Here is a 25,145-nt window from a genome sequence, read left to right as displayed (position 1 = left end):
AGCGGGCTTCTTTACATAACTACGAGGGTTTATATATCAAAGTTATGATTGACGTTGTACAGCGACGTGAGCAAGCCCAATAAGCGCATCTTTATATGGTGAGTCAGGTATAATTGATAAAGCTTCAATCGCTTTGTCTGCTTCTTCTTCTGCTTTTTGACGGGTATATTCCAAAGAGCCACACTGTTTCATAGTATTTAAAACAGTATCCAATAAATGGCGGCCATTACCTTGTTCAATGGCTTGGCGAATTAATTGGGATTCTTCTTCATTGCCATTATGCATAGCATGAAGTAATGGCAACGTTGGTTTACCTTCATCAAGGTCATCACCAGTGTTTTTACCCAGCTGGTTGTTATCTGCATCATAATCAAGCAAATCGTCAATGAGCTGGAAAGCAGTCCCAAGATAACGACCATAATCTTGGAATGCTTTTTCTTGCTCAGGTGTCGCACCAGAAAGAATGGCTGATGCATGAGAAGCCGCTTCAAACAGACGAGCTGTTTTGCTGTAAATAACTTGCATATAGTCATCTTCAGAAATGTCAGGATCGTTACAATTCATTAATTGTAAAACTTCACCTTCAGCGATCACATTGGTGGCGCTAGACATTAATTTTAATACACGCATCGAATCAAGATCCGTCATCATCTGAAAGGATCGTGTATAAATAAAGTCGCCAACAAGTACACTGGCTGCATTTCCAAAGACAGCATTTGCTGTTTGTTTTCCTCTGCGCATATCAGATTCATCAACAACATCATCATGTAACAACGTTGCAGTATGAATAAACTCGATAAGCGCTGCGACCGAGATATGTTTGTCACCTTGATAGTCCAATGCTCGTCCAGTGAGCACTGCGATCATTGGTCGGATCCTTTTACCACCACCACTAATGATGTAGTAACCAAGTTGGTTTATCAAAGAAACATCTGAATTAAGCTGGTAAAGGATTGCCTCATTTACCGCAGCCATATCAGCGGATGTTAGTTTTATAATAGATTCTAAATTCATGTTTTTTCGACTTTGGCTCGCCAATGAGCGCGTTATTATTAATAAAAAATGATCATGCCATAGATTTTACTCTCTTATAATTTAGATTGTACTTTAAAAATGGCTGAAATAAATATCGTGTAAAAAACTCTTTTTTTTAACGCTAGTTTGCGATCTGTACTTGTCATCGGCACTAAATTTGCGTAGAATTCGCGCCCTATGTGAATATTTTAATTGTGCACTCAAATTATACATATTGGGAGTGTGCGGAAAGCGGAGTTTATATGTACGCGGTTTTCCAAAGTGGTGGTAAACAACACCGAGTCAGCGAAGGTCAAACTATTCGTTTAGAGAAGCTGGAAGTAGCTACTGGCGAAACAATCGAGTTTGATACTGTAATGATGGTCGCTAATGGCGATGACATTCAAATTGGCGCTCCAATCCTTGCGGGCGTTAAAGTTAAAGCGGAAGTGGTTGCTCACGGTCGCGGCGATAAAGTTAAGATTGTTAAGTTCCGTCGTCGTAAACACAGCCGTAAACAACAGGGCCACCGTCAGTGGTTTACTGATGTTAAAATCACTGGTATCGCTTAAGGTTTAGGAGAGTAGTTCAATGGCACATAAAAAGGCTGGCGGCTCGACTCGTAACGGTCGTGATTCCGAAGCAAAACGTCTGGGTGTTAAACGTTTCGGTGGTGAAGCTGTATTAGCAGGTAGCATCATCGTTCGTCAACGTGGTACTAAGTTCCATGCAGGTACTAACGTTGGTTGTGGTCGTGACCACACCCTGTTTGCATTAGCTGACGGAAAAATTAAGTTCGAAGTTAAAGGTCCAAACAACCGTAAATTTATCAGTATCGAAGCTGAATAATTACTGGTCCTTTAAGCACCGAGTCAAAAGCCCTGCAAATATGTTGCGGGGCTTTTTATATTTAAAAAAGGCCATCTCTGGGTAATTTCGGCCATCCAGCACGTTAATGGCTACTATACGGAGTAAAATCATGAAATTTGTTGATGAGGCCAAGATCCTAATCGTCGCGGGCGATGGTGGTAACGGCTGTGTAAGCTTTCGTCGCGAAAAATATATCCCTAACGGGGGACCAGACGGTGGTGATGGTGGTGATGGTGGTGATGTCTACATGATTGCAGACGAAAACCTTAACACCTTAATTGATTACCGTTTTACAAAGTCTTATCGCGCAGAACGTGGTGAAAATGGTCACAGTCGTGACTGTACAGGTAAGCGTGGTCAAGATATTACTATCAGTGTTCCTGTAGGAACGCGTGTCCGTGATTTAGCAACAAATGAAGTCATTGCTGACTTAACAGCTCACGGCCAAAAGCAAATGGTTGCTAAAGGTGGCTTCCACGGTTTAGGCAATACTCGCTTTAAATCATCGGTTAACCGTGCTCCACGTCAACGTACAATGGGAACGCCGGGTGAATCTCGCGAAGTCCTATTAGAGCTAATGTTATTAGCTGATGTGGGTATGCTTGGTATGCCGAATGCGGGTAAATCCACATTTATTCGTGCAGTATCAGCAGCAAAACCTAAAGTTGCTGATTATCCATTTACAACGTTAGTACCAAGCTTAGGCGTGGTGCGCATGGATAATCACCAAAGCTTTGTGGTTGCAGATATTCCCGGATTAATCGAAGGCGCTGCTGATGGTGCAGGTCTTGGGATCCAATTCTTAAAACACTTAGAGCGCTGTCGTGTGTTATTACACTTGATCGATATTGATCCTATTGATGGATCGGATCCTGTGGAAAATGCAAAAATTATTATCTCTGAATTAGAGAAGTACAGCGAAAAACTAGCACAAAAACCACGTTGGTTGGTGTTCAATAAAGTTGATCTTCTCGATGCTGAAGAAGCAAAAGAGAAGGCAAAAGCAATTGTTGAAGCGCTGGGTTGGGATGAAAACTATTACATGATAGCGGCCATCAACCAAGAAGGAGTGAAAAAACTTTGCTGGAATATCATGGAATTCCTGAATGTTACTCCGCGTGAGCAAGATATTGTTGCAACAAAAGCAGAGCCAGGAAAAGTTGACTTTATGTGGGATGATTACCACAAAGAACAGCTTGAAAACCCTGATTTCGAAGAAGATGACGACGATGATTGGGATGAAGAAGACGACGAAGGTATTGAGTTTATCTACCAACGTTAATCACAATTAGAATGATGATTAAAATAAAAAAACGCCTGATTAGTCAGGCGTTTTTTATCTATTACTTATATTATTAGGTATAAATCTAGTGATTGTTATACATATCTTTATACAGATTTGTTTCAAAACGCACTAAATAAGCGCGTCCAGCATTACGATTCTGTGTAGGAGGTGAATACGCCGAAACGTATTGTACAAACGCCACTTTTTGTCCGTTTGCCGTGGTCATAAAGCCCGCAAGATTGTAAACCCCTTTTAATGAACCCGTTTTGGCAGAAACTTTGCCATCAACACCCGCTTCATGAAAACCGCCTCGATACTGTAATGTACCGTCATGTCCTGCAAGGGGAAGCATGGTAATAAAATTTAATTCACTTTCATGTTGTCCAATGTATTGAAGGATTTGCATCATGGTTGCAGGTGAAATGAGGTTATGACGAGAAAGGCCTGAGCCATCAACCATAACGGTATTTCCTAAATCAATGCCGGCTTTTTGTTTTAAAATAGCACGGGTTGCTTCTGCGCCAGAGCGCCAAGTGCCGGGAACGCCATAATACTCACGACCAATAGTTCTAAATACGGTGTCTGCAATCATATTATCAGACTCTTTTAGCATGGTAGTCAGTAAGTTATGTAACGGTTTTGATTGTGTTTGTGCTAGTACAGTAACAGGCGCTTTTAGTTGAGATCGACGTTTGACATATCCATCAAGTTCAATATTGGCGCGCTGTAACTCTTCTTTTAAAATTGTACCGGCCCAATGAGCTCCATCTTGAATAGAGAACATTAAAGGGACTGCATCGTCACGTTTAGGAATACAACCTGTGATTACATAGGTATTTAAGTCACGAACAGTGACATCTAATTCACAAAAACGGGTACGAGTTGATCCTTTCTCATAAGTTTCAACTTCACTTAAAACGGTTACAGGATAGAAAGAGGCTTTACGTATTGTGGCAATATCACCTTCTTTGTTGCCACTTTGCAGCAAGACAGAAAAGCAGTTTTTATCAACAATAGCAGTACTAGGAGGGGCACTAAAGCATTGGGTTAGATCATTCCAAACCCAACCGGGTGCTTTGTCATGGCTTGAAAAAGCAGAAGTATCAATAAGCAAATCGCCATGCACTTTTGTAATACCTGATTGTTTTAATACGGCTACCATTGCTCTTAATTGTTGGCGGGTTAATGTAGGATCGCCTGTAAAACGAAAGATCAAATCACCAATAAGCTGATTATCTTTTATCTTACCTTCTGTTTCCATTGTTGTTGTGAATTGATAGTTTCCACCTAATTGAAGTAATGCCGCAAGTGCAGTCACCACTTTTTGAGTACTTGCTGGAAGTGCTAATTGATCGGCATGATAATTAAGATTAGGAGAAGCAGCGCCAACGGGTTGAGTAATTAAACCTACTTGAGTTCCTTCGGGAAGAAGAGATGTATAGTTTTCAACAGGTATCGCTTGGGTTGAAAAACTGATGATACTTAATGTGTAGAGTATCCGTCGAAATGTTGATAGTAAGCGCATAATTTCTCTATCCGTGACTATAGCGTGTAACGCTACAGTATTGATTGCCAGAGGCTAATACTAAAGGGCAATGAGGGCAAAAGTAAACGGTAACAAGCAGGATTAGCTCATTATCGGAAAAAGTCTGTTTATCTCTTTATAAAGAGAGATAAGGCGTGAAGCAATGCGTCTGTTGTGTTAGATTTAGTTTTAAGTCTGAGAGGTTTAGTTAACATCCCAACAGCATGAGTTGGGAATATAATAACGTCCCCTCATTCACCGAATATATGTAGAGACAGGCCCAATTTAAGGTTGCCTGTGTCTTTTTTTGTCTTGAGAAGAGTAAATAGATCCTTTTCTCTGTGTTGTTAGTATAAAAAATCAGGATGATACCTATTTTTTATTAGGAATAGTATTGAGGTATTAACACATGAATCAGATCCCTATGACAGTTCTAGGTGCAGAAAAATTACGCGAAGAGCTGGAATATTTAAAAGGTGTTCGTCGTCCCGAAATTATTGCCGCTATCGCTGAAGCTCGTGAACACGGAGACTTAAAAGAAAACGCGGAATATCATGCTGCAAGAGAGCAACAAGGTTTCTGTGAAGGTCGTATACAAGAAATTGAAGCAAAATTATCAAATGCTCAAGTCATTGATATTAAAAAGATGAATAACAATGGTCGAATTATTTTTGGTTCAACAGTGACGCTGTTAAATGTTGAAACTGAAGAAGAGCAAACTTACCGCATTGTTGGTGATGATGAAGCGAACATTAAAGAAAACTTAATTTCTGTTAATTCACCGATTGCGCGTGGGTTGATTGGTAAAGAGTTAGATGATGTCGTTGTTATCACTACACCGGGTGGACAAGTCGAATACGAAGTTTTAAACGTAGAATACATTTAATTTATAATTTTACGTTTCTATAGAAAACTAGACTGCTATCCTGTGGTAATATAAAAAAGGCCTTAAAAGGCCTTTTTTGCCATAGAGTTAGTTATGGCATTTTTATATAAAGATACAAGTTTTATTTCGGTAAAATAATCTTACGTGCTTCTGAAGGACGATAAAGAACAAGAATTTTTCCGATAACTTGTACATTCTGTGCACCGCTTTCGCGTACAATCGCTGCCACGATCAAGTTTTTAACATCTCGATCTTCGCCTGCGATTTTGACTTTGATAAGCTCATGGTGCGCCAGAGCGAGTTCAATTTCTGCAAGAACGCCTTCAGTCAACCCGTTGTTACCAATCATAACGACTGGATTCAGGTGATGAGCGAGCCCTTTCAGGTGTTGAATTTGTTTTTTGTTAAGAGTCATCATTAATTTTTGCTTTGTTGGGATTGAAAACGATCTATTCTAACGCCATCTCTCACTTATCACCATAAAATGTCGTTAATACGGGGTTAAATGAGTGAAAGAGTAAAAATATTGATAGCTAAGTGTATGATAGTTGGAAAACGCAATGGCCAATAAGAAACGTTCGGCAAGCTCTAGCCGCTGGTTACAAGAACATTTTAGTGATAAATATGTTCAACAAGCACAGAAAAAAGGGTTTCGCTCTCGTGCTTGGTTTAAACTGGAAGAGATTCAGCAAAGTGACAATATCTTTAAACCAGGTATGACCGTTGTCGATTTAGGAGCAGCCCCTGGAGGGTGGTCTCAATACGTTGTACAGCAGTTAGGAAAAAAAGGTCGAATTATCGCATGTGACCTTTTACCTATGGATCCTATCGTTGGAGTCGATTTCCTTCAAGGCGATTTTCGTGATGAACTTGTGTTGAAGGCATTGCTTGATAGAGTAGGTGAAAACAAAGTCCAGGTTGTCATGTCTGACATGGCTCCAAACATGAGCGGTACACCCGCGGTCGATATCCCTCGATCCATGTATTTAGTAGAGTTAGCGCTTGATATGTGTCGTGATGTACTGGCTCCCGGGGGAAGTTTTATTGTCAAAGTGTTTCAGGGAGAAGGCTTTGATGAATACCTGGGGCAAATACGCTCCCTGTTTACGAAAGTGAAAGTTCGTAAACCAGACGCTTCGCGGTCTCGTTCTCGTGAGGTATATATTGTAGCCACAGGGCGTAAACTTTAGTACCCTAAAGCTATTTGTTAACACAGTTGTAATATGAGGTTAATCCCTTGAGTGACATGGCGAAAAACCTGATCCTCTGGCTAGTTATTGCAGTCGTTTTGATGTCATTATTCCAGAGCTTCGGACCCAGCGATTCGAATAGTCGTAAGGTGGATTACTCTACCTTTATCAATGAGTTAACTAATAACCAATTACGCGAGGTCAGCATAAGTGGTTATGATATTAATGTAACTAAAACAGATAACTCAAAGTACAGCACGTATATGCCTATGCGTGATGACAACCTGCTGACCACTTTAATGAACCGTAATGTAAAAGTAACGGGCGAGCCACTTGAAGGCCAAAGTCTTCTGACTCAAATTTTTGTGTCTTGGTTCCCAATGCTATTACTGATTGGTCTTTGGATTTTCTTTATGCGCCAAATGCAAGGTGGTGGCGGTAAAGGTGCGATGTCTTTCGGTAAAAGCAAGGCACGCATGTTGACAGAAGACCAAATCAAAACAACCTTTGCTGATGTTGCGGGTTGTGATGAAGCGAAAGAAGAAGTAAGCGAATTAGTTGAGTATTTGCGTGATCCGGGCCGTTTCCAGAAATTAGGGGGTAAAATTCCTAAAGGTATTCTGATGGTAGGGCCTCCAGGTACAGGTAAAACATTATTAGCAAAAGCTATCGCGGGTGAAGCTAAAGTCCCATTCTTTACCATTTCAGGTTCTGATTTCGTTGAAATGTTCGTGGGTGTCGGTGCTTCTCGTGTTCGTGATATGTTTGAACAAGCTAAAAAAGCGGCACCTTGTATCATCTTTATCGATGAAATCGATGCGGTCGGTCGTCAACGTGGTGCAGGTCTAGGTGGTGGTCATGATGAACGTGAACAAACACTGAACCAAATGCTAGTTGAGATGGATGGTTTCGAAGGTAATGAAGGTATTATCGTTATCGCGGCAACTAACCGCCCAGACGTATTAGACCCAGCATTACTTCGCCCAGGCCGTTTTGACCGTCAAGTGGTTGTTGGTTTACCTGATGTACGTGGACGTGAGCAAATCCTTAAAGTCCATATGCGTCGTGTGCCTTTATCACCAGACGTTGATCCAGCAATTTTAGCGCGTGGTACGCCAGGTTTCTCTGGTGCTGACTTAGCTAACTTAGTTAACGAAGCAGCTTTATTCGCTGCACGTGGTAATAAACGTGTTGTCTCAATGGTCGAATTTGAGAAAGCGAAAGATAAGATAATGATGGGCGCAGAGCGCCGTTCAATGGTGATGACTGAAGAACAAAAAGCATCAACCGCTTATCATGAAGCTGGTCACGCAATTATTGGTCGTTTAGTACCTGAACATGATCCTGTGCATAAAGTGACGATTATTCCTCGTGGACGTGCATTAGGTGTGACTTTCTTCTTACCTGAAGGCGACCAAATTAGTGCGAGCCGTCAGAAATTAGAGAGCCAGATTTCAACACTTTATGGTGGTCGTTTAGCTGAAGAAATTATCTATGGTGTAGAGCATGTTTCTACAGGTGCTTCTAATGACATCAAAGTTGCAACCAATATTGCACGCAACATGGTGACACAGTGGGGCTTCTCTGAAAAGTTAGGGCCATTACTGTACGCAGAAGAAGAAGGTGAAGTGTTCTTAGGCCGTTCTGTTGCTAAAGCGCAGCATATGTCTGATGAAACAGCGCGTACAATTGACGAAGAAATTAAAGCTATCGTTGATCGTAACTATGTTCGTGCTCGTCAGATTTTAATGGACAACCTTGATATTCTGCACTCAATGAAAGATGCACTGATGACTTATGAAACTATCGATGCGCCTCAAATTGATGATTTAATGAATCGTCGTGATGTTCGTCCACCTGCGGGCTGGGAAGGCAATAATGGCAATAGTGGTACAACGACTACTGCCCAGCCAGCACAAACGCATGTAGCGAGTGAGCCAAAAGATAAGCCTGAGTCAGAAAGTGATACACCTTCTGATAAAAATACTCACTAATCCTTATCGGGTTATGCATATTGAGTAAGCTATAAATATAAACCCCAGGCTTCTGGGGTTTTTTTATGAAGGTATCAATGAAATGAAATTAATGGCTAGAGGAACAGAACTTAATTTATCAACACCTCAAGTTATGGGGATTTTGAATGTCACTCCAGACTCTTTCTCAGATGGTGGCACTCATAATTCACTTAATGATGCAGTTAACCACGCAGCAAAATTGATCGCTGAAGGGGCTTCTATCATCGATATTGGTGGTGAATCTACTAGACCCGGCGCAAGCGATGTCTCTATTGATGAAGAGTTACAGCGTGTTGTTCCTGTTGTTGAGGCTATTCGTCAACGTTTTGATGTTTGGATCTCTGTTGATACATCCAAAGCTCAAGTCATTACTGAATCAGCAAATGCAGGTGCTTCAATTATCAATGACATTCGCTCTTTACAAGAGCCAGGAGCACTTGAAGCGGCGGTTAAAACAGGTTTGCCAGTGTGTATTATGCATATGCAGGGTGACCCTAAAACCATGCAACAATCACCACATTATGAGAATGTGGTGATGGATGTTGATCGTTTTTTACAAGAAAATATTCAACGTTGTGTTGATGCCGGGATCGAAAAAAATCAAATTATTCTTGATCCAGGATTCGGCTTTGGTAAAAATTTAGAGCATAATTACCAATTATTAGCACACTTAAGTGAACTTCATCACTTTGGTCTACCCATACTTGCTGGAATGTCACGCAAATCAATGGTTGGACAACTATTGAATGTACCACCACAAGAGCGTGTTGCTGGTAGCGTGGCGTGCGCTGTCATTGCAGCGATACAAGGCGCACAAATTATTCGTGTACACGATGTTAAAGAGACTATTGATGCGATGAAAGTCGTACAAGCGACTCTTTCTGCAAAGGAAAATAATGAATGAGCGAACGTAAATACTTTGGAACAGATGGTATCCGTGGAAAAGTAGGTGATAGTCCAATTACACCTGATTTTGTATTAAAACTAGGTTGGGCTGCGGGCAAAGTATTAGCACGTCATGGCTCTCGTAAAATCATTATTGGTAAAGATACACGTATTTCAGGCTATATGCTTGAATCTGCATTAGAGGCGGGTTTAGCTGCTGCAGGTTTATCTGCCTCATTTACAGGACCAATGCCAACACCAGCTGTTGCTTATTTAACGCGTACATTCCGTGCTGAAGCCGGGATCGTGATTTCAGCTTCTCATAACCCTTATTACGATAACGGGATTAAATTCTTCTCTATTGATGGCACAAAATTACCAGACGAAGTAGAAGAAGCTATTGAAGCTGAAATGGAAAAGCCAATTACTTGTGTTGAATCAGCAGAGCTTGGTCGTGCAAATCGTATTGTAGATGCTGCGGGTCGTTACATTGAATTCTGTAAAGGGACTTTCCCAAATGAAAACAATCTTAACGGGCTAAAAGTCGTTGTCGATTGTGCTCATGGCGCAACATATCATATTGCACCAAACGTATTTCGTGAATTAGGTGCTGAAGTGATCACTATTGGTTGTGAGCCAACTGGTATCAATATCAACGAAGAGTGTGGTGCAACAGATGTTCGCATGTTGCAGAAACGCGTATTAGAAGAAGGCGCTGATGTTGGTTTAGCTTTTGATGGTGACGGCGACCGTATCATCATGGTTGACCATCAAGGCCTAAAAGTTGATGGTGACCAAATTCTCTACATTATTGCAAGAGAAGCGTTACGCCAAGGTCAATTACGCGGTGGTGCAGTAGGTACGCTAATGAGCAATATGGGATTAGAGATAGCACTTAAACAACTGGGTATTCCTTTTGTAAGAGCAAAAGTGGGGGACCGCTATGTGCTTGAAAAATTACAAGAGAAAGGCTGGCGTTTAGGTGCTGAAAACTCAGGTCATATTATTTTATTAGATAAAACGACTACAGGTGATGGTATTGTTGCAGGCTTACAAGTTTTAAGTGCGATGGTACGTAACCACATGAGTCTGCATGATTTATGCAGTGGTATGAAACTATTACCACAAATTTTAGTGAATGTTCGTTTTACGGGGAGCCACGATCCACTACAAACACCTGAAGTTCAGAAAGTCGCGAAAGCGGTTGAAGACGAACTGGCAGGTAAAGGACGTGTATTACTGCGTAAATCAGGAACAGAACCTTTAATTCGTGTCATGGTTGAAGGAGAAAATGAAGAGCAAGTCACTGCGATGGCAAATCGTATTGCTGACGCTGTGAAGCACGTTGGTTAATTGATGATTTTTTCTTCAATCAATCACTTTGTAGAAAAATAACCTTGCTTGTCAGTTCAGCTTTGGTTAGTATTCACACCCGCTTAGTAAGGTCTTGAACTAAAGCGGGTGAAGCAATCGAAGGTTATCGTTAAGACGATAAGTTCCATAGAAAAGGTAACGCAAATGTATACGGCACTCATTGTTATTCTTATCATTGTAGCAACAGGGCTAGTTGGTCTGATCCTGTTACAGCAGGGTAAAGGTGCTGATATGGGCGCTTCTTTTGGTGCAGGTGCTTCCGGTACAGTATTTGGTTCAAGCGGTTCAGCTAACTTTATGACCCGTATGACCGCTGTTTTAGCGACAGCTTTTATTGTACTTGCCCTTATTTTAGGTAATCTAAGTGCCAATAAAACTGTGCGTGAAGACAGCAAATGGATGTCTATCGAGCAGACTACAGAAGAAGCTAAAAAAGCTGAGCAATTAGCAGCGCCTGTAGCGCCAGCAAATACAGATATTCCGCAGTAAACTAAGTAAAGATTTAAATGAGATTGTTAATTTTTACGCAGTAACAGTCTCATTAAGTGCCGAGGTGGTGAAATTGGTATACACGCTACCTTGAGGTGGTAGTGCCTATAAAACGGGCGTACGGGTTCAAGTCCCGTTCTCGGCACCATTATTCCAGATAGCTTGCGTTTTGCTTGTTATCAGCGTAAAATTTGCCACGTTTTTCGAACGCGGGGTGGAGCAGCTTGGTAGCTCGTCGGGCTCATAACCCGAAGGTCGTCGGTTCAAATCCGGCCCCCGCAACCACTTCTAACAATACAGCACTTTTCTCATTAATCATCTTGTTAAACCGATTATGATCCTGAGTGGAATGTGCCGTAAGAAGAGGTTATTCTCGAATGGCAAGTTACAGGGTCCAGTTGCATAAAGCCCCGAATTTCGGGGTTTTTTGTTATCAGAGAATAGAATACTGGGCTATAGGCCCTTTTTTTATGCCTTGGGGGTGGGTTTGTCCACATTAGAGCAAAAATTAACAGCGATGGTTTCAGCACCAGTAGAAGCATTAGGCTTTGAATTTGTCGGTCTTGAGTTTATTCGTGGCCGAGAATCAACATTGCGCATCTATATTGATAGTGAAGACGGTATCACTGTTGATGATTGTGCTGATGTTAGCCACCAGGTCAGTGCTGTGCTGGATGTTGAAGATCCAATTCAAACAGTTTATAACCTTGAGATTTCTTCTCCTGGTTTAGAACGACCTTTATTCACTGCAACGCATTATGAGCAATTTATCGGCGAAGAAGCCGCTATCGTATTACGAATTGCAATGCAAAACCGCCGTAAATGGCAGGGCATTATTAAGTCTGTCGCTGGCGAAATGATCACGGTTACTGTGGATGGTAAAGACGAAGTGTTCGCACTGAGCAACATCCAGAAAGCTAACCTGGTACCCCACTTTTAAGTTTTGAAGAGGCAACTAGGATGAACAAAGAGATTCTGGCTGTTGTGGAAGCGGTCTCTAACGAAAAATCTCTTCCTCGTGAAAAGATTTTTGAAGCACTGGAAACCGCACTAGCGACAGCAACTAAGAAAAAATACGAGCAAGAAATTGACGTTCGCGTATGTATCGACCGTAAAACCGGTGATTTTGATACATTCCGTCGTTGGGTTGCTGTTGATGAAGTGACTCAACCAACTCGTGAAATCACACTTGAAGCAGCTCAATATGAAGATCCTAGTATCGAACTAGGTGGTTATATTGAAGATCAAATCGAATCTGTTACTTTCGACCGTATTACAACACAAACCGCTAAACAAGTTATCGTACAAAAAGTACGTGAAGCTGAAAGAGCAATGGTTGTTGATCAATTCCGCGAACAATTAGGCGAAATTATCACGGGTGTTGTGAAGAAAGTGAACCGTGAAAATATCACTTTAGATTTAGGCAATAACGCTGAAGCGGTTATTTTACGCGAAGATATGTTACCGCGTGAGAACTTCCGCCCAGGTGACCGTTTACGTGGTGTTTTATACGACGTACGTACAGAAACTCGTGGTGCACAACTTTTCGTGACACGCTCTCGCCCTGAAATGCTGGTTGAACTTTTCCGTATTGAAGTACCAGAAATTGGCGAAGAAATCATTGAAATTAAAGCTGCAGCGCGTGATCCAGGTTCTCGTGCCAAAATCGCAGTAAAAACTAACGACAAGCGTATTGACCCAGTGGGTGCTTGTGTTGGTATGCGTGGTGCACGTGTACAAGCCGTTTCCAGCGAATTGGGCGGCGAGCGAATTGATATTGTTCTGTGGGATGATAATCCTGCACAATTCGTCATTAATGCAATGGCTCCGGCAGATGTTGCTTCTATTGTTGTCGATGAAGACAAATGTACAATGGATGTTGCAGTTGAAAGCAGTAACCTTGCGCAGGCAATTGGCCGTAATGGTCAAAACGTTCGTCTGGCAGCTCAGTTACTGAAAAAACATCGTGGTGATGACAAGTGGGAATTAAACGTCATGACTGCTGATGAACTGAATGCAAAACATCAGGCAGAAGCAAACGCAGCCATTGAAATATTTACTAAGCATCTCGACATTGATGAAGACTTCGCAACTGTTTTAGTTGAAGAAGGTTTCTCTACCCTTGAAGAGTTAGTTTATGTGCCAATCAGTGAACTGCTGGCTATTGACGGACTAGATGAAGATACCGTTGAAGCTCTACGTGAAAGAGCAAAAGCCGCGTTAACAACGATTGAATTAGCTCAAAAAGAAAGCCTAGGCGATAACCAACCAGCCGAGGACTTATTAGCTCTCGAAGGATTGGAGCGCTCTTTAGCATTTGATCTAGCTGCCCGTGGTATCTGCACACTGGAAGATCTTGCCGAACAGGGTATCGACGACCTAACTGATATTGAAGGCTTAAATAGTGAGCGCGCAGGCGAACTCATTATGGCCGCACGTAATATCTGCTGGTTTGGGAATGATGCGTAACAACTGAGCAGGAAGGAACAGAATGACAGATGAAACAGTAAAATCACTGGCAGAAGAGATTCAGACACCGGTTGAACGTTTGGTACAGCAGTTTGCTGATGCCGGTATTAAGAAGACCGTCTCTGATTCTGTCTCCCAAAAAGAGAAAGAAACCTTACTGGCTTGGTTGAATCGTGATAAAGACGTATCAACCAACCAACCAGAAAAATTAACGTTACAACGCAAAGTGCGTAGTACGTTAAGTGTTCCTGGTACAGGTGGCAAAAGTAAATCAGTAGCCATCGAAGTCCGCAAAAAACGCACTTATGTGAACCGTGACGCCGTTGAAAAAGCGCAAGCGGATGAGCAAGCTCAGCGTGAAGCGGAAGAAAAGGCGCATCGCGAAGCCGAAGAAAAAGCCCAGCGCGAAGCACAAGAGAAAGCACAGCGCGAAGCTGAAGAAAAAGCAAAACGTGAAGCTGAAAAGGCAAAGAAAGACGCCGAAGAAAAAGCGAAACGTGAAGCTGAAGAAGCAAAACGTGAAGCAGCGGAATTAGCTAAGCGCGAAGCAGCGGAAAAAGATAAAGTGAAACAAAACGATAAACCAAAAGCTGATAAAGCAGCAGATCAGGAAAAAGCACGTCGCATTGCTGAACAGGCTGAACTGAAGCGTAAAACGGAAGAAGCACAGCGCCGTAAAGCGGAAGATGAAGCAAAAATTGCAGCAGAAAAAGCACGTCGTTTGGCTGAAGAAAATGCTGAAAAATGGACTGCTGAACCTAAAGCGCCAGAAACTGAAGGCTCAGACTATCATGTAACCACATCACGTTATGCTCGTGATGCTGAAGATGAAAGTGATGCTGAAGTTGAAGGTGGCCGCGGCCGTGGTCGTAACGCTAAGGCTCCTCGTCCTAAGAAAAATAACCGCCATTCTGAAAAAGCAGATCGTGAAGAAGCACGTGCTGCTGGTCGTACTAACAAGAAAGGCAAACGTAAAGGTAGCTCATTACAGCAAGGCTTCAATAAGCCAGCAGCTGTTGTAAACCGTGATGTTATTATTGGTGAGACTATTTCCGTTGCTGAACTTGCTAACAAAATGGCAGTAAAAGGGTCTGAAGTTATCAAAACTATGATGAAAATGGGTGCTATGGCGACCATTAATCAGGTTTTAGACCAAGAAACTGCACAGCTTGTTGCTGAAGAAATGGGTCACAAAGTTATCTTACGTCGTGAAAACGAGTTAGAAGAACAAGTCATGAGCGATCGTGATACTGGCGAAGAAAGCGCAGTATCTCGTGCACCAGTTGTAACTATCATGGGTCACGTTGACCACGGTAAAACATCATTGCTGGACTACATTCGTTCAACGAAAGTAGCATCAGGCGAAGCGGGTGGTATCACCCAGCATATCGGTGCTTACCACGTTAAAACTGACAAAGGTGAAATCACTTTCCTGGATACTCCAGGTCACGCCGCGTTTACTTCAATGCGTGCTCGTGGTGCTCAGGTAACGGATATCGTTGTTCTGGTTGTTGCGGCAGATGATGGTGTAATGCCACAAACTATCGAAGCAATCCAACACGCAAAAGCAGCAAACGTACCTGTTGTTGTTGCTGTGAATAAAATTGATAAACACGAAGCTGATCCAGATCGCGTTAAAACTGAACTGTCTCAATATGGCATCCTGCCAGAAGAGTGGGGCGGTGAAACTCAGTTTATGCATGTATCTGCAAAACAAGGTTTAGGTATTGATGAACTGCTGGATGCTATTCTTTTACAAGCTGAAGTTCTTGAACTGAAAGCAGTTAAAGAAGGTATGGCAAGCGGTGTTGTTATCGAATCTTACCTTGATAAAGGTCGTGGTCCAGTTGCAACTATTCTTGTCCGTGAAGGTACACTGAATAAAGGTGACATCGTTCTGTGTGGTTTCGAATACGGTCGTATTCGTGCAATGCGTAACGAATTAGGCCAAGACGTTCAATCTGCAGGCCCATCAATGCCTGTTGAGATTTTAGGTCTATCTAACGTTCCTTCTGCAGGTGATGAAGCAACCGTTGTTCGTGATGAGAAGAAAGCGCGTGAAGTTGCATTATACCGTCAAGGTAAATTCCGCGATGTTAAACTGGCTCGTCAGCAGAAGTCTAAACTGGAAAACATGTTTGCTAACATGGAAGAAGGTAAAACTTCTGAACTGAACATCGTTCTGAAAACAGACGTTCAAGGTACTTGTGAAGCGATTACTGATGCATTAGTTAAACTGTCTAATAATGAAGTTAAACTGAAAATCATCGGCTCAGGTGTAGGTGGTATCACCGAAACTGACGCAACATTAGCCGCGGCTTCTAACGCAATTATTCTTGGTTTCAACGTTCGTGCTGATGCATCTGCTCGTCGTATCATTGAACAAGAAAGCGTTGATTTACGTTACTACTCTGTTATCTATAGCCTGATTGATGAAATCAAACTGGCAATGAGCGGTATGTTGGCACCTGAATATAAACAAGAAATCATGGGTCTTGCAGAAGTCCGTGATGTGTTTAAATCACCTAAATTCGGCGCAATTGCGGGCTGTATGGTGGTTGAAGGTAACATCAAACGTAATAACCCAATTCGTGTTCTGCGTGATAACGTGGTTATCTATGAAGGCGAACTTGAGTCACTGCGTCGCTTTAAAGATGACGTCAACGAAGTGCGTAACGGCATGGAATGTGGTATCGGTGTGAAAAACTACAACGATGTCCGCGTTGGCGACATGATTGAAGTCTTCCAAGTTATCGAAATCAAACGTTCTATTGATTAATTTAGTCCGTCTTGTTTTAAAAGGGAGCTCTAGGGCTCCCTTCTTATTCCTTTCTTTGCTGTATTCCCCTTTTATTTCCCCTCCATTTTTCAACATAACCGAAATAGATTGCCTTTCAGTAATTTATGAAAGTGAAATAACAGGGTAAAATAGCATCAAAGAAACATTTTATTTCTAAAGAAAGAAATCAGAGAAAGCGGTTGTTAAATACCACTTCATGTATACTCTTTAGATATCATTGATTTTAGATTTGAATTAACAATGACAATCAGGGCGATACCCTATTGTCAGGGAGAGATAAAATGGCAAGAGATTTTAGCCGTAGTCAGCGTGTTTCTCAGGAAATGCAAAAAGAAATCGCCATCATTTTACAACGCGAAGTCAAAGATCCACGCATTGGAATGGCAACAGTATCTGGCGTTGAGATTTCTCGTGATTTGGCTTATGCCAAAGTATTTGTCACCTTTTTAAACTTATCAGGTGGTGAAAAAAGCGAAGAAGAGATGGTTGCAGAGGGTTTAACTGCACTTAATGAAGCCGCTGGTTTTATTCGTTCTTTGTTAGGCAAAGCGATGCGTTTACGTATTGTGCCTGAACTGACATTTGCTTATGACAACTCATTAGTTGAAGGTATGCGTATGTCTAACCTAGTTTCTAACGTTGTTAAAAGCGATGAAGAGCGTCGTCATAAAGAGGACAAATAATGGGGCGTCGTCGTAAGGGGCGTGAGATTAACGGCGTATTGCTACTCGATAAACCCCAAGATATTTCCTCTAACGATGCACTCCAAAAAGTCCGCCGTATGTTTAATGCCAGCAAGGCAGGGCATACAGGGGCATTGGATCCTTTAGCAACAGGTATGCTCCCTATTTGTTTAGGTGAAGCAACAAAATTTTCACAGTTTCTATTGGATTCAGATAAGCGTTATCGTGTTATTGCACGTTTAGGGCAACGAACAGATACCTCTGATGCACATGGCGAGGTTATTCAAGAGCGCCCAGTACAATTTACACAGCAAGCTTTAGATGATGCCTTAGATAGCTTTCGCGGTGAAACATTGCAAGTCCCTTCAATGTACTCCGCTTTAAAACATCAAGGTAAACCGCTTTACGAATATGCCCGACAAGGTATTGAAGTAGAGCGTGAAGCAAGACCTATCACTGTTTATGAACTCCAGTTTATTCGCTGGGAAGGTGACGAGTTAGAGCTGGAAATTCATTGTTCTAAAGGCACTTACATTCGAACAATTATTGATGATCTTGGTGAGAAATTACAATGTGGTGCTCACGTTATTTTCTTACGTCGATTGGAAGTCGCAGATTATCCTAAAGAGCGAATGGTAACGTTAGAGCAACTAAGAGCAATGATAGAGGATGCACAAACTGCGCAAGAAGATCCTTTCTTGGCACTTGATGCACTGTTATTGCCTATGGATACCGCTGTTGCACATTTTCCGGTTGTGAATTTAACCACGATTATTGCAGGTTATCTCAAGCTGGGGCAGCCTGTTCGGGTTAATCATGACATCAATGAAGGCGAATGGGTGAGAGTAACTGAAGGCGATGAAAAAAAATTCATCGGTCTTGCTATCATTAAAGATGGCCTAGTTGCTCCGAAAAGAGTCGTTGTAGACTATAGCGCACAAGATAACACTTAATAGCAATCTTGCGCTAAAAGTGTTTGAAGCGTAGAATAATGCGGCTATCTGTTTAGGTGGCTGAGTTGGATAGCTGAATTAGAGATTGGCTATCCTAAAAATTTTAATTTAATTGGAGTTTATTATGTCTCTAAGTACTGAAGCGAAAGCAAAAATCGTTGCTGAATTTGGTCGTGATGCTAACGATACTGGCTCAAGCGAAGTTCAGATTGCACTGCTGACTGCAGAAATCAACCACCTGCAAGGTCACTTTTCAGAGCACAAAAAAGATCACCACAGCCGTCGTGGTCTGCTGCGTAAAGTTTCCAGCCGTCGTAATCTGCTGGACTACCTGAAACGTAAAGATGTTGCTCGTTACTCTGCACTGATTGAACGTTTAGGTCTGCGTCGCTAATCAAGTGAGTTTCAGAGAAAAGGGGCCTGTTGGCCCCTTTTCTACTAGAAAGTGCTATTTTTAATATTAGTCGTTATGTTTTAATGTGGTGATTGTTATTTAGTCTCTCTAGTTACGACAATTCGCGCGGCTAATGAAAGTACTTATCACTAAGTGGTTAATATTTTCATTAGTCGCGAGGGGACGTAGCGGAGAAAAGATCATTCATCGTCGCTAAACATCTGGCGACAATAAGATAAAGGATATTATTTTGCTGAATCCTACAGTTCGTAAATTTCAATACGGTCAACATACCGTTTCATTAGAAACAGGTATGATGGCTCGTCAAGCAACAGCAGCTGTTATGGTTGACATGGACGGCACCGCTGTTTTTGTCACTGTTGTTGCAAAGAAAAAAGTTAAAGCTGGACAAGATTTCTTCCCATTAACTGTTAACTACCAAGAGCGTTCATACGCTGCTGGTCGTATCCCAGGTAGCTTCTTCCGTCGTGAAGGTCGTCCTGGTGAAGGCGAAACGTTAATTGCACGTTTAATTGACCGCCCTTTACGCCCATTATTCCCTGAAGGTTTCTTAAACGAAATTCAAATCGTTGCTACCGTTGTTTCTGTTAACCCACAAGTTAACCCAGATATCGTTGCAATGATTGGTGCTTCTGCAGCATTAGCGCTGTCAGGTGTTCCATTCAATGGCCCTATCGGTGGTGCTCGTGTTGGTTTTATCGATGGACAATATGTTCTAAACCCAACAGTTGATGAGCTGAAAGTTAGTAAATTAGATTTAGTGGTTGCAGGTACTGCAGGTGCGGTACTAATGGTAGAATCAGAAGCTGATTTATTATCAGAAGAAGAAATGCTAGGTGCAGTCGTATTTGGTCATGATCAACAACAAGTTGTGATCGAAAACATCAATGCATTAGTGGCAGAAGTGGGTAAAGAGAAATGGGATTGGGCGCCAGAAGCTATCAACCAAACTTTACACGACCGTATTGCACAATTAGCACAAGCTCGCATTGGTGATGCTTACCGTATCACTGAAAAACAAGAGCGTTATGAACAAATCGAAGCTATTCGTGATGACGTTATTGCGACATTAGTTGCTGAAGATGAAACTTTAGATGAAGCTGAAATCAGTGAAATCTTCTCAGGTCTTGAGAAAAACATCGTTCGTGCTCGCGTATTAGCGGGTGAACCACGTATCGATGGTCGTGAAAAAGACATGGTACGTGCATTAGACATTCACACTGGTTTATTACCACGTACTCACGGTTCAGCACTGTTTACTCGTGGTGAAACTCAGGCACTGGTTACTGCAACATTAGGTACTGCACGTGATGCTCAAACTATTGATGACATCATGGGTGAGCACACAGATACTTTCTTACTGCACTATAACTTCCCTCCATACTCTGTTGGTGAAACAGGCATGATGGGTTCACCAAAACGTCGCGAAATCGGTCATGGCCGTTTAGCAAAACGTGGTGTGTTAGCTGTAATGCCAACAATTGAAGAATTCCCATATACTGTTCGCGTGGTTTCTGAAATCACTGAATCAAATGGTTCATCTTCAATGGCGTCTGTTTGTGGTGCTTCTTTAGCACTGATGGATGCAGGTGTACCAATTAAAGAATCTGTTGCAGGTATTGCAATGGGTCTAGTGAAAGAAGGCGACAACTTTGTTGTTCTTTCCGACATTCTGGGTGATGAAGACCATTTAGGCGATATGGACTTTAAAGTTGCGGGTAGCCGTAACGGTGTCAGCGCATTACAAATGGATATCAAGATCGAAGGTATCACTCGCGAAATTATGCAAGTTGCATTAAACCAAGCGAAAAGCGCACGTTTACACATTTTAGGTGTAATGGAAGATGCAATTAGCCAACCTCGTGCTGATATTTCTGAGTTTGCACCACGCATTCATACTATCAAAATTAATCCAGACAAGATCAAGGACGTTATCGGTAAAGGTGGCTCAGTTATCCGTGCATTAACGGAAGAAACAGGCACAACTATCGAAATCGAAGATGATGGTACAGTGAAGATTGCTGCAACAAGTGGCGACCAAGCAAAACAAGCTATCGCTCGTATCGAAGAAATTACTGCTGAAGTTGAAGTGGGTCGTATCTACAACGGTAAAGTAACTCGTATCGTAGATTTCGGTGCATTCGTTGCTATCGGTGGTGGCAAAGAAGGTCTGGTTCATATTTCTCAAATCGCAGACAAACGCGTTGAGAAAGTGAGTGACTACTTGGAAATGGGTCAAGAAGTTCCAGTTAAAGTACTGGAAATTGACCGTCAAGGTCGTATTCGCTTAAGCATGAAAGAAGCTCAAGCTAATCAGCAGGAAGCAACAGAAACTTCTTCTGAAGATTCTGCAAATTAATGATATTCTACTACCGATATCTAGACATAGGTATCGGTAGAGACTTATTATGATTGACAAGTAGGACGTCTAGAACGCTTTTTGTTGAAAGGTCTGACTTTGGGAGTGAGAAATGAAAACATTTCTGCGCAGTTGTTCTATTGCTGTTTTCATCTTTATTTCCGGATGCAGCACTAGTCCAGAATGGCGTCAGAATGCGATTTTTGCCACACCATTGCAGCCTTCTTTACAACAAGAAGTAATATTGGCTCGTATAGAACAAATCCTAGCGAGCCGCTCATTAACCGAAGATGAATACGCACAGCTTTTATATGAGCGTGGTGTGCTGTATGATAGCCTCGGTTTACGAGCTTTAGCGCGTAATGATTTTTCAATGGCGCTATCAATACGACCAGATATGCTAGAAATTTTTAATTTTCTAGGTATCTATTTTACGCAAGCAGCGAATTACGATGCTGCTTATGAAGCGTTTGATTCTGTTTTAGAGCTTGATCCAACTTACAATAATGCGCGTTTTAATCGTGGTATCGCTTCGTACTACGGTGGCCGATTGAAATTGGCGCAGGATGATCTGCAGGCGTTTTATCAGGTCGCTCCAAATGATCCCATTCGTTCGCTTTGGTTATATCTTGTAGAAAAAGAGATGAATACTGATTTAGCTAAACAGCAGCTAAAACAGCGATACCAGCAGGCGGATAAAAGGGGGCAATGGGGATGGAATATAGTTGAGTTTTATTTAGGTGACATTAATGAGAAAACATTAATGTTGAAATTAAATGAGGCTTCAACCGATAACACTTCGCTCGCTGAGCATCTTAGTGAAACTAACTTCTATTTAGGTAAGTATTACCTAAGTCTGGGGGACATGGATAGCGCAGAAGCGTTATTCAAGCTGACGGTTGCCAACAACGCACATAACTTTGTTGAGCACCGCTACGCATTGTTGGAATTAGCACTGTTAGGCCAACAAGAAGACCTAGCGGAATCGGACCAGCAATAGCTGACGAACATTTCTCTGATCAGTTTGAAAGCCATCATCTACATAGGATGAGGGCTTGTTTGTTCGTTTAATAATATAATTTGAGCCAGTTCACATTTTAGATGATAAAGACCGACAAACCATGCGGTATGTTATGTCAACTGGCTGCCATAATGAATGAGGCACAGTGACATGACTACTGAAACCGATATGACTTTTGCTGATCTAGGTTTATCAGCACCTATTTTGACTGCACTGAATGATTTAGGCTACGAGAAGCCTTCTCCAATTCAGCAACAATGTATTCCTTTCCTTTTAAACGGCAATGATGTTTTAGGTATGGCACAGACAGGTAGTGGTAAAACTGCCGCATTTAGCCTGCCACTATTGCATAATCTTGATGAATCATTAAAAGCACCACAAATTTTAGTTTTAGCACCGACTCGTGAACTTGCGGTTCAGGTTGCTGAAGCAATTGAAGATTTCTCTAAGCATTTACCAAAAGTAAATGTTGTTGCACTGTATGGTGGTCAGCGTTACGACGTTCAATTACGTGCGTTACGTCAAGGACCACAAGTTGTTGTGGGTACACCGGGTCGTTTATTAGACCATTTAAACCGTGGCACATTAGATTTATCTAAACTGAAAGGCTTAGTATTAGATGAAGCTGATGAAATGTTACGTATGGGCTTTATTGAAGATGTTGAAAACATTTTAAGTAAGATCCCAGCAGAACACCAAACAGCACTGTTCTCTGCAACAATGCCAGAAGCTATTCGTCGTATTACTCGTCGTTTCATGAATGATCCGAAAGAAGTACGCATTCAAAGTAGCGTAACAACACGTCCAGACATTAGCCAAAGCTATTGGATGACATTCGGCGCACGTAAAAATGAAGCGTTAATTCGTTTCTTAGAAGCTGAAGATTTTGATGCGGCGATTATTTTCGTTCGTACTAAAAACGCAACATTAGAAGTTGCTGAAGCTTTAGAGCGTAATGGTTATAACAGCGCAGCGTTAAATGGTGATATGAACCAATCACTGCGTGAGCAAACATTAGAGCGTCTGAAAAATGGTCGTTTAGACATTTTAATCGCGACTGACGTTGCTGCTCGTGGTCTTGACGTTGACCGTATCAGCCTTGTTGTGAACTATGATATCCCAATGGATTCAGAATCTTATGTTCACCGTATTGGCCGTACAGGTCGTGCGGGTCGTGCCGGCCGTGCAATTTTATTCGTTGATAACCGTGAGCGTCGTTTACTGCGCAATATCGAACGTACAATGAAGATGACTATTCCTGAAGTAGAACTGCCAAATGCAGAACTTATCAGCCAACGTCGTCAGGAAAAATTTGCACAGCAAATCGCGCAACAATTAGAAACTAGCAACCTTGATCAGTACCGTGCTCTGTTACCTAAATTAGCTCCACAAGGTGAAGAAGCGCTGGATATGGAAACACTGGCTGCGGTATTACTGAAAATGGCTCAAGGTGAGCGTGCGCTTATCCTGCCACCAGATCCAGTTCGTCGTCCTCGTCGTGAATTTAACGATCGTGATGATCGTCGTCGTGATAACGATCGTGAGCGTTCTCCTCGTCGTGAACGTCGTGATGCTGGCGAAATGGATTTATACCGTATCGAAGTGGGTCGTGATGATGGTGTTGAAGTTCGTCATATCGTTGGTGCGATTGCTAACGAAGGCGATATCAGCAGCCGTTACATTGGTAATATCAAACTGTATGGTTCTCACTCAACCATCGAATTACCAAAAGGGATGCCAACAGACTTATTAAGCCATTTCACACGTACACGTATTATGAACAAACCACTGAATATGCAATTAGTGGGTGATGCTCAATCTCAGCCTTTCCGTGAGCGTCGTAATAACAGTCGTCGTGATGGTCAGCCACAAGGTGGTCGTCGTTTTAACAATGGTGATCAACCACAACGTCGTGGTAATAACGATCGTGGTGGCGAACGCGGTAACTTCCGTAGTCGTAGTAACGAAGGTACGCCTCGTCGTCGTAGCAGTTCTCATAACCAATAAGAGCTTGCATTTACTCAATGTTAAATTGAGTTGATGATAAAGAATTGAAACCAGTCAACGAAAGTTGGCTGGTTTTTTTATGCTTATTTTAATGATATAAAATTTATCACGGCTTATTGCCATTAATAATAGGAAAGCTTATGCAAGCCAATATTTATAAATATCTAAATACTTATTTATTTTATTATTAACTTAAACCAATCGCCTCTTTTAACGGTTTAAGATATCGGCGGCTAACAGGAATTTGGCTGTTATTATGTAATATCAGTTCAGCTTGTCCATTATCACCAAAAATAATCTCATTAACATAATCCATGTTCACTAAATATTGACGATGGCAACGTACTAATTGTGTTCGTGTTTCTAAAGTTCGTAATGTCAATTCTGTAAAGCCTTCTTGGCCTTGATTATTTGTTACATAGACACCACTGAGCCTTGATGTTGCGAATACAGCCTCATCAATTGGCATTAACCAAATACGGCTATGCCCTGTACATGGAATGCACTTTAAACGCTCTTCAGGTGGTGTTAAGAGATCGATATTTTGCTTATTACCTTGGCGTAAGCGGTTTAATGTTTTTGTTAAACGCTCTTGCTCTAATGGCTTAAGTAAATAATCAAAAGCGTGTTCTTCAAAAGCTTGAATCGCATACTCTTCAAACGCGGTTAAAAAAACAATATAAGGGCGATGTTCAGGATCAAGCATAGTGACCATTTCAAGCCCTGTAATCCGAGGCATTTGGATATCAAGAAAAACAACATCAGGTTTTTTACGATGTATCTCGCCTATAGCTTCAATCGCATTACTGCATTCACCAACAATATGAATATCTTTTTCTACTTCAAGTAAACAACGTAAGTTTTCACGAGCTAATGGCTCATCATCAACAATTAATATATTCATT

At 41.8% G+C, this 25,145-nt stretch carries 22 protein-coding genes and 2 tRNA genes; 20 read left to right on the top strand and 4 right to left on the bottom strand.

What is annotated here, in order from left to right:
- Positions 1 to 42: 42 nt before the first annotated feature.
- Positions 43 to 1,014 (bottom strand): octaprenyl diphosphate synthase, encoded by a 972-nt coding sequence (gene ispB / locus NBG71_RS16590; RefSeq protein ID WP_075672813.1) that lies wholly within the window; start codon positions 1,012 to 1,014, stop codon positions 43 to 45.
- A gap of 263 nt (positions 1,015 to 1,277) precedes the next feature.
- On the opposite strand from ispB, the gene rplU reads away from it, so the two are divergent.
- The 3 genes from rplU to cgtA all read left to right on the top strand — a co-directional run bounded on the left by rplU (position 1,278) and on the right by cgtA (position 3,166).
- Positions 1,278 to 1,586 carry a 50S ribosomal protein L21 gene (gene rplU, locus NBG71_RS16585; protein ID WP_006535707.1) on the top strand — a complete coding sequence of 103 codons (309 nt, stop codon included), beginning with the start codon at positions 1,278 to 1,280 and terminating at the stop codon, positions 1,584 to 1,586.
- Between the two features lie 19 nt (positions 1,587 to 1,605).
- The gene (gene rpmA, locus NBG71_RS16580) at positions 1,606 to 1,863 is read left to right on the top strand and encodes a 50S ribosomal protein L27 (RefSeq protein WP_006535706.1); all 258 of its coding nucleotides are present in this window, start codon (positions 1,606 to 1,608) and stop codon (positions 1,861 to 1,863) included.
- A gap of 130 nt (positions 1,864 to 1,993) precedes the next feature.
- Entirely contained in the window at positions 1,994 to 3,166 is a 1,173-nt protein-coding gene (gene cgtA / locus NBG71_RS16575; protein ID WP_075672814.1) for an Obg family GTPase CgtA, read from the top strand.
- Positions 3,167 to 3,251: 85 nt separating this feature from the next.
- Here the strand turns inward: cgtA and dacB are convergent, their stop codons facing one another.
- The gene (dacB, locus tag NBG71_RS16570; protein ID WP_250917027.1) at positions 3,252 to 4,694 is read right to left on the bottom strand and encodes a serine-type D-Ala-D-Ala carboxypeptidase; all 1,443 of its coding nucleotides are present in this window, start codon (positions 4,692 to 4,694) and stop codon (positions 3,252 to 3,254) included.
- Between the two features lie 409 nt (positions 4,695 to 5,103).
- Here dacB and greA point away from each other — a divergent pair, with 409 nt between their 5' ends.
- Entirely contained in the window at positions 5,104 to 5,580 is a 477-nt protein-coding gene (greA, locus tag NBG71_RS16565; protein ID WP_075672816.1) for a transcription elongation factor GreA, read from the top strand.
- A 121-nt stretch (positions 5,581 to 5,701) separates the two neighbouring features.
- Here the strand turns inward: greA and yhbY are convergent, their stop codons facing one another.
- Positions 5,702 to 5,995 carry a ribosome assembly RNA-binding protein YhbY gene (gene yhbY, locus NBG71_RS16560; RefSeq protein WP_036914752.1) on the bottom strand — a complete coding sequence of 98 codons (294 nt, stop codon included), beginning with the start codon at positions 5,993 to 5,995 and terminating at the stop codon, positions 5,702 to 5,704.
- Between the two features lie 145 nt (positions 5,996 to 6,140).
- On the opposite strand from yhbY, the gene rlmE reads away from it, so the two are divergent.
- The 16 genes from rlmE to NBG71_RS16480 all read left to right on the top strand — a co-directional run bounded on the left by rlmE (position 6,141) and on the right by NBG71_RS16480 (position 24,240).
- A complete protein-coding gene (gene rlmE, locus NBG71_RS16555; RefSeq protein ID WP_099660270.1) occupies positions 6,141 to 6,770 on the top strand; it encodes a 23S rRNA (uridine(2552)-2'-O)-methyltransferase RlmE in 630 nt (209 codons plus the stop codon).
- Between the two features lie 47 nt (positions 6,771 to 6,817).
- On the top strand, positions 6,818 to 8,764 hold the full coding sequence (gene ftsH / locus NBG71_RS16550; protein ID WP_075673624.1) for an ATP-dependent zinc metalloprotease FtsH: 1,947 nt from the start codon (positions 6,818 to 6,820) through the stop codon (positions 8,762 to 8,764).
- Positions 8,765 to 8,846: 82 nt separating this feature from the next.
- Positions 8,847 to 9,689, top strand: coding sequence for a dihydropteroate synthase (folP, locus tag NBG71_RS16545; protein ID WP_250917026.1), 843 nt, complete (start codon positions 8,847 to 8,849; stop codon positions 9,687 to 9,689).
- Positions 9,686 to 11,023 carry a phosphoglucosamine mutase gene (gene glmM, locus NBG71_RS16540; RefSeq protein WP_075673622.1) on the top strand — a complete coding sequence of 446 codons (1,338 nt, stop codon included), beginning with the start codon at positions 9,686 to 9,688 and terminating at the stop codon, positions 11,021 to 11,023. The genes folP and glmM overlap by 4 nt, the downstream gene beginning before the upstream one ends.
- Before the next feature lie 165 nt (positions 11,024 to 11,188).
- Positions 11,189 to 11,533, top strand: coding sequence for a preprotein translocase subunit SecG (gene secG, locus NBG71_RS16535; protein WP_036914692.1), 345 nt, complete (start codon positions 11,189 to 11,191; stop codon positions 11,531 to 11,533).
- Positions 11,534 to 11,591: 58 nt separating this feature from the next.
- A tRNA-Leu gene (locus NBG71_RS16530) sits at positions 11,592 to 11,681 on the top strand.
- A gap of 60 nt (positions 11,682 to 11,741) precedes the next feature.
- Positions 11,742 to 11,818, top strand: a tRNA-Met gene (locus NBG71_RS16525).
- 202 nt (positions 11,819 to 12,020) lie between these two features.
- Positions 12,021 to 12,473, top strand: coding sequence for a ribosome maturation factor RimP (gene rimP / locus NBG71_RS16520; protein ID WP_036914691.1), 453 nt, complete (start codon positions 12,021 to 12,023; stop codon positions 12,471 to 12,473).
- 20 nt (positions 12,474 to 12,493) lie between these two features.
- Positions 12,494 to 14,002, top strand: a complete 1,509-nt coding sequence (nusA, locus tag NBG71_RS16515; protein ID WP_006535691.1) for a transcription termination factor NusA — start codon at positions 12,494 to 12,496, stop codon at positions 14,000 to 14,002.
- 22 nt (positions 14,003 to 14,024) lie between these two features.
- Positions 14,025 to 16,781 carry a translation initiation factor IF-2 gene (gene infB, locus NBG71_RS16510; protein ID WP_075673621.1) on the top strand — a complete coding sequence of 919 codons (2,757 nt, stop codon included), beginning with the start codon at positions 14,025 to 14,027 and terminating at the stop codon, positions 16,779 to 16,781.
- Between the two features lie 302 nt (positions 16,782 to 17,083).
- Positions 17,084 to 17,485 (top strand): 30S ribosome-binding factor RbfA, encoded by a 402-nt coding sequence (gene rbfA, locus NBG71_RS16505; protein ID WP_006535687.1) that lies wholly within the window; start codon positions 17,084 to 17,086, stop codon positions 17,483 to 17,485.
- Positions 17,485 to 18,438, top strand: coding sequence for a tRNA pseudouridine(55) synthase TruB (gene truB / locus NBG71_RS16500; protein ID WP_075673620.1), 954 nt, complete (start codon positions 17,485 to 17,487; stop codon positions 18,436 to 18,438). The genes rbfA and truB overlap by 1 nt, the downstream gene beginning before the upstream one ends.
- 124 nt (positions 18,439 to 18,562) lie before the next feature.
- Positions 18,563 to 18,832, top strand: coding sequence for a 30S ribosomal protein S15 (gene rpsO, locus NBG71_RS16495; protein WP_072064551.1), 270 nt, complete (start codon positions 18,563 to 18,565; stop codon positions 18,830 to 18,832).
- A gap of 250 nt (positions 18,833 to 19,082) precedes the next feature.
- Positions 19,083 to 21,212: a polyribonucleotide nucleotidyltransferase gene (pnp, locus tag NBG71_RS16490; RefSeq protein ID WP_075673619.1), complete on the top strand. Its 2,130-nt coding sequence runs from the start codon at positions 19,083 to 19,085 to the stop codon at positions 21,210 to 21,212.
- Between the two features lie 112 nt (positions 21,213 to 21,324).
- The gene (nlpI, locus tag NBG71_RS16485) at positions 21,325 to 22,212 is read left to right on the top strand and encodes a lipoprotein NlpI (protein ID WP_099660268.1); all 888 of its coding nucleotides are present in this window, start codon (positions 21,325 to 21,327) and stop codon (positions 22,210 to 22,212) included.
- A gap of 171 nt (positions 22,213 to 22,383) precedes the next feature.
- Positions 22,384 to 24,240 carry a DEAD/DEAH family ATP-dependent RNA helicase gene (locus tag NBG71_RS16480; protein ID WP_075673617.1) on the top strand — a complete coding sequence of 619 codons (1,857 nt, stop codon included), beginning with the start codon at positions 22,384 to 22,386 and terminating at the stop codon, positions 24,238 to 24,240.
- 187 nt (positions 24,241 to 24,427) lie between these two features.
- On the opposite strand, the gene btsR is transcribed toward NBG71_RS16480, so the two are convergent.
- On the bottom strand, positions 24,428 to 25,144 hold the full coding sequence (btsR, locus tag NBG71_RS16475; RefSeq protein ID WP_023583566.1) for a two-component system response regulator BtsR: 717 nt from the start codon (positions 25,142 to 25,144) through the stop codon (positions 24,428 to 24,430).
- Position 25,145 lies beyond the last annotated feature (1 nt).

The sequence above is a fragment of the Proteus sp. FZP2095 genome (assembly GCF_023701425.1).
Taxonomy (GTDB): domain Bacteria; phylum Pseudomonadota; class Gammaproteobacteria; order Enterobacterales; family Enterobacteriaceae; genus Proteus; species Proteus cibarius.
Note: the sequence above shows the minus strand (reverse complement) of the source record. Positions and strands in the feature narration are given on the sequence as shown.